7 protein-coding genes are annotated in these 4906 nt (G+C 64.9%); 4 read left to right on the top strand and 3 right to left on the bottom strand.

Features of this window, described 5'->3' with window-relative positions:
* A partial coding sequence (locus tag WBP48_RS04185; RefSeq protein WP_424436522.1) for a type IV toxin-antitoxin system AbiEi family antitoxin domain-containing protein occupies window positions 1-223 on the bottom strand: 223 nt, incomplete at its 3' end.
* A gap of 249 nt (window positions 224-472) precedes the next feature.
* On the opposite strand from WBP48_RS04185, the gene WBP48_RS04180 reads away from it, so the two are divergent.
* From WBP48_RS04180 to WBP48_RS04170, 3 genes are all read left to right on the top strand, one after another.
* On the top strand, window positions 473-805 hold the full coding sequence (locus WBP48_RS04180) for an excisionase family DNA-binding protein (protein WP_424436519.1): 333 nt from the start codon (window positions 473-475) through the stop codon (window positions 803-805).
* A gap of 459 nt (window positions 806-1264) precedes the next feature.
* Window positions 1265-1447 carry a hypothetical protein gene (locus tag WBP48_RS04175; RefSeq protein WP_424436516.1) on the top strand — a complete coding sequence of 61 codons (183 nt, stop codon included), beginning with the start codon at window positions 1265-1267 and terminating at the stop codon, window positions 1445-1447.
* 24 nt (window positions 1448-1471) lie between these two features.
* Window positions 1472-1609 carry a hypothetical protein gene (locus tag WBP48_RS04170; protein ID WP_424436513.1) on the top strand — a complete coding sequence of 46 codons (138 nt, stop codon included), beginning with the start codon at window positions 1472-1474 and terminating at the stop codon, window positions 1607-1609.
* A 317-nt stretch (window positions 1610-1926) separates the two neighbouring features.
* Here WBP48_RS04170 and WBP48_RS04165 read toward each other — a convergent pair whose 3' ends face one another.
* Entirely contained in the window at window positions 1927-3165 is a 1239-nt protein-coding gene (locus WBP48_RS04165) for an IS256 family transposase (protein ID WP_424436525.1), read from the bottom strand.
* Window positions 3166-3237: 72 nt separating this feature from the next.
* On the opposite strand from WBP48_RS04165, the gene WBP48_RS04160 reads away from it, so the two are divergent.
* On the top strand, window positions 3238-3714 hold the full coding sequence (locus WBP48_RS04160; RefSeq protein WP_424436510.1) for a helix-turn-helix domain-containing protein: 477 nt from the start codon (window positions 3238-3240) through the stop codon (window positions 3712-3714).
* Window positions 3715-3893: 179 nt separating this feature from the next.
* On the opposite strand, the gene WBP48_RS04155 is transcribed toward WBP48_RS04160, so the two are convergent.
* Window positions 3894-4906, bottom strand: a 1013-nt coding sequence (locus WBP48_RS04155) for a nucleotidyl transferase AbiEii/AbiGii toxin family protein (RefSeq protein WP_424436507.1), incomplete at its 5' end; no start/stop codon positions are given.

Raw genomic sequence — 4906 nt, 5'->3', positions numbered from 1 at the left:
TGAGTCGGAAGCAGTCGACGATGGTGCGCTCTGCGGAGTAGATCGCGGCGCTGAGCCTTCCTCCGATGTCTGCGTGTTCGCGTCCGATCTGGAAGGTGGTCGGGTCGAAGCTGTGCCAGTTCACGTGTGCGAGCCCCGCGGGATGCCGTGTGCCGCGTGGCAGCGCGATGTCGGAGGCGAAGGGGATCGCGTCGCTGAGGTCGTGGTACACGAGCGCGCTCATCAGGCAGAGTGTCGCGTCCTCATGGGTCGCGGTTGCCGCCGCCAGGGCGGTGAAGCCCAAGGGGGGCGTGCGCCAGCGGTACGAGCGGTGGTGACCTTGCAGGGTGTTGAGATTCGTTCTCGGAGCCGCCGTCCGGTCAGCGGATGACAAGCTCGGCGCTTGTCACGTTGCGGTGCGATGCTGCCACGCAACGAGCGGAGACTGGACACTTATGGAGCGTAACTGTCCAGCGTCGGCTAGGATGACTTCATGCGCGACACGCTGACCATCAATCCGGCGAACCTGTCGGACACGGACTGGAGCGCGATCCAGTCCTTCCTCAACGACGCCCGCGAGGCTGGGGCCGTGGTCGAGCTGTCGCAGCGGACCGATGCGATGAGCCCGGCGGAATTCGCGCGTCGGCTCAGCACGTCACGTGCGACTGTGCTCCGTCGCATCGCCGACGGCACCATCAAGGCGACCAAGGTCGGCACGCATCACCGGATCCCCGAGGCCGAGTTCCAGCGGTTCTCGCACCAGCAGATGGTGCGGATGGCTAAGGCGATGGCGCCGGAGATCGAAGCCGAGCTCTTCGGTGCATGAGCTTGTCCTCTTCCTGGATGCCAACGTCCTCGCCCAGCCCGTCACTCGCACCCTGCTGATCGCGGGTAGCCGGATCGAGGGCCTCGTCGTCGCCTGATCTGCGCATGCCGAGTCCGAGGCCGAGCGGCATCTGCCGGCGAAGGCGCTGTCGATCGCGGCGCTCCGCGAGCTGCTCGACTTCGAGCGTTCCCGGACCGGCGCCCCGATCGACGACCTGCTCACCCTGTCGGTTGGTGACCGCCAGATCCTCGCCGACGCCGTTGAAGCGGAAGCGTCGTTCATCATCACGACCGATGTCGACGACTACGCGGACGAAGACCTCGCAAGCTACGACCTGAGCGCCGTCAATCCCGACTACTTTATGGGCCTGCGCTTCGGTGCGGATGCCTATCGGGGGGAGCGGAACAGCTCGCCCGCGGGACCGGCCGACCGCCGCGGACACCCGCGGACGTGCATCGAATGCTCGGACGGCGGCACCCGCGCCTGACCTCGCGGTTCTCGGATCTCTACGACACGGCTCCGCTGCCGGCTGACGCCGACCAGCCCGCCGAACTGTTCCGAGGCGTGGTCTGCATCCTCTGCGGCGAACTGCTGGAGTCCGGCGACGAACGGCTGACGGGCATCCACGGCTCACACGAGTAACGCCGCTGCCGGGAGCAGGAGCGGATGACGATCCTGCACGCGAAGAACCGGCTCGGGAACATCTGCCCGTACTTCATCCGCCTTGGCCGCAACAACGGCCGCACCGACTGCGACATGCCCTACGCGCCCGTCGACCGGGTCGATCTACGAGCGCTGCGATGACCAGAACAAGCGGCTAGCGAACCAGACGTTCTTCACCCGCATCTACCTGGGCGAAGGCGGGGAACTCACCGCCGACACCGCGGCACCATTCGCGACGATCCTCGACGACGACACCAAGCAGCAAGCCATCGCCTGGGCCGAAAACCACACGTCCCCGACCAAGGGGAACGCCGTCGCAACCGAAGACCTGTTTCATCAGGCCCGTGTTACAACGTCGATCATTGCGTGCCCCAACGTGGACAAAACTGTATCCTCGTTCGCCACCCTCAGATCGTTGAGGGTCTGTCAACTTAACGGTGTAACTGGGTTGTTGTTGGTTAGCGTTGGTGGGCGCTGAGGCGCCCGTCGAAGGTGATGTCGAAGGCGTTGAGTGCTTGCTTCCAGCGTTGCGTCCATCGGGATCTGCCTCTCCCGGTGGGGTCGAGGGCCATCACGGCGAGGTAGACGCATTTGAGCGCGGCCTGCTCGTTCGGGAAGTGCCCGCGAGCTTTGACGGCCTTACGGATGCGGGCGTTGACGGACTCGATCGCGTTGGTCGTGCACACGATCCGGCGGATCTCCCGGTCGAACTGCAGGAATGGCACGAACTCGGCCCACGCGTTGTTCCACAGCCTGACGATCGCGGGATACTTACCGCCCCATTCCTCAGCGAACTCGAGGAAGCGTTCTTCTGCCTGCTCGACAGTCGCGGCCTGGTAGACAGGCTTGAGGGCGCGAGAGATCGCGTCCCAGTCCTGCCTGGACGCATACCGGAAGCTGTTGCGCATCAGGTGCACGATGCAGGTCTGCACGATCGTCTGCGGCCACACGTTCGCGACCGACTGGGGGAGTTCGCGCAGCCCGTCGCACACGAGCATGAGCACGTCCTCGACACCGCGGTTCTTGATCTCGGTGAGGACCTGCTGCCAGTACTTCGCGCCCTCCCCGCCGTCGCCTGCCCACAGGCCGAGGATGTCACGGTTCCCCTCGGTCGTAACGGCGAGGGCGACGTAGATGGGCCGGTTCGCGACCTGCCCGTCCCTGATCTTCACGTGGATCGCGTCGATGAACACGACCGGATACACCGGATCCAGAGGCCGGTTCTGCCACTCCGCCATCCCGTCAAGCACCTTGTCAGTGATCGTCGAGATCGTCGTCTTGGACACCTCCGACCCATACACGTCAGCGAGGTGCGCGCTGATGTCCCCGTGGGTCATCCCACGAGCTGACAACGACAGCACGACGTCCTCGATCGACCCGAGGCGGCGCTGCCGCTTCGCGACGATCACCGGCTCGAACGTCCCAGCACGGTCCCTGGGCACGTCGATCTCGATCGGGCCGGCCTTGGAGATCACCGTCTTCGACCGCTTCCCGTTGCGAGCGTTCTGGCCCGAAGAGCCGCCCTTCTCGTGCTTGTCATAGCCGAGGTGATCGGTCAGCTCGCCCTCCAGCGCGGACTCCACGACGAGCTTGGTCAGCTGCGCGAGCAGCCCGCCCTCACCATCGATCGCGACGCCGCTACCTCGCGCGCCGGCCACCAACTGCTCCACCAGCCCACGGTCAACGACCGGCGCCACCGGTGCTCCTACTGCCACGCCCTGCTCCTGCTCAACGACCGCCTCGACGGCCGAAACTACCTGCGTACTCATATGTCACTCCTGAATCGGAGTTACACCGAAAACCGTACAGTCCCATCGTTGATTTTACGCGGTCGTGGGGCGGGTGGGGGCCTTCCTGAATCCAGTGTATCTGTGCCTCGGAGTGATGTTCGGGGGCCGGTGGTGACGCCGATTGAGACGGCTGTAACACCGTTCACACGGGAGGCGCTTCCGGGGATGATCGCGGACTACGAGGGCGGTGCTTCGTTGATCTCGATCGCGAAAGCTCACCGGTTAGGTAAGGCGGCTGTTAGCCGTTCGCTTTCGGAAGCGGGTGTGCGGATTCGTCGGCAGAGCATCGACACGGATCAGGTTGCTCAGGTAGTAGGTGCGTACCTGGAAGGGCGGACGGTCCGCGAGATTGCGGCCGATCTCGGGGTTGGTCACTCGACCGTGTGGCGGGTCGTGAAGGCGTCGGGAGTCGAGTTGCGGCCGAATGCTCGACGAGTGGGCCGGCGTTCACAGTGAGTCATCTGGCCAGCCCATCTCGATTGATCTGGTAGGCGGTGCCTGCGGCTACCAGGAGATACGCGGGGCGGAGTATCAGGGAATGTCCGAGGGCACCCAGGTTCCACAGGGCAGCGACTCGTCAGTCTCTACTGTTTGGCTGAGTCGCGCATCTACTGATCAGTAGATGAGGGGTGGAGTCAAGAGGGTTGGTGGTCGGCGCTGCCTGTCTCGGTTTCCTTCCAGGTCCGCGAGTTTGGATCCCAGGTCTGGTCGCCAACGCGGCCCACGAGCACGGGCTCGACGAAGTTCGTGCACGTTCGGAGCAGTTCGCTGAGGTTTGCTGGTGTGGATTGTTCGAGTCGCTGTTTCTTCCGCCAAACCTCCCATTTGCGTTGCGCGATGGCTGGCATCCCAGCGAGCAGGGGCTCAAAGGGCTCGATGGCGACGTGGCGGTAGCGGGCGACGACGGTGACGGCTTCTTGGAGGGTTGGTCCGTCGATGGGCCGGGTGCGGGCGATGGCGGCGATGTCGGTGAAGTCTCGCCAGCGGGTGTTCTGGTCGCCGCGTTCGATTGCGGTGACGATCTTCTCTGCGAGCACCATGTGGTCGGGGTATCCCCGGAGTCGGAGCTCGCCGCCGAGGAGGCGGGGGAGAACAGCTTCGGTCGGGGCGGGCCAGATCGGGTCGCCGAAGTTTACGTCGATGTGGAGTGCGACGTGGGCTGTGGCCAGTCGCGCGGTGACCTTGACGCGCACGCCGTTGTAGTCGGCGTCGTCTCGGATGGGTTCTCCCTGGACGGAATCGGGATCGAACTGCAGGCCGTCGTCGACGTCAACAGTGAGGATGCTCCTAACTCGTTGCTCGACCTCGGGGATATCGTTGGGGAATCCGTCGGCGGCGAGATCGATGTCCCTGGTGGGGCGGCGCTCGGCGAAGGCGGCCATGAGCACTCCGCCTTTCAGGACGAAGTCGGTCGCGAACTCGGATGCGGCGAGGCGGGCGAGGAACCCTTCCAAAGCGTAGAGGGTGATGTACTCCGCGGGGTCGCGGTGTTGGCGTCGGGCGAGGTTGCGCAGATCGTTATACGCGCGCCCCGCGGGTGTGTCCCTGGGTGGTGTGGGAGGTGTCACAGCAGCACCTCCAGGGCTTGCCGAATGCGGGGAAGCGCTTTCGGGAATGCTCCCGCGGTCTTCAGCAGCGTCGCCGGGGT

It is taken from the genome of Microbacterium sp., from assembly GCF_049661145.1.
In the GTDB taxonomy this organism is placed as follows: Bacteria; Actinomycetota; Actinomycetes; order Actinomycetales; family Microbacteriaceae; genus Microbacterium.
This window is presented reverse-complemented; position numbering and strand designations above follow the sequence as displayed.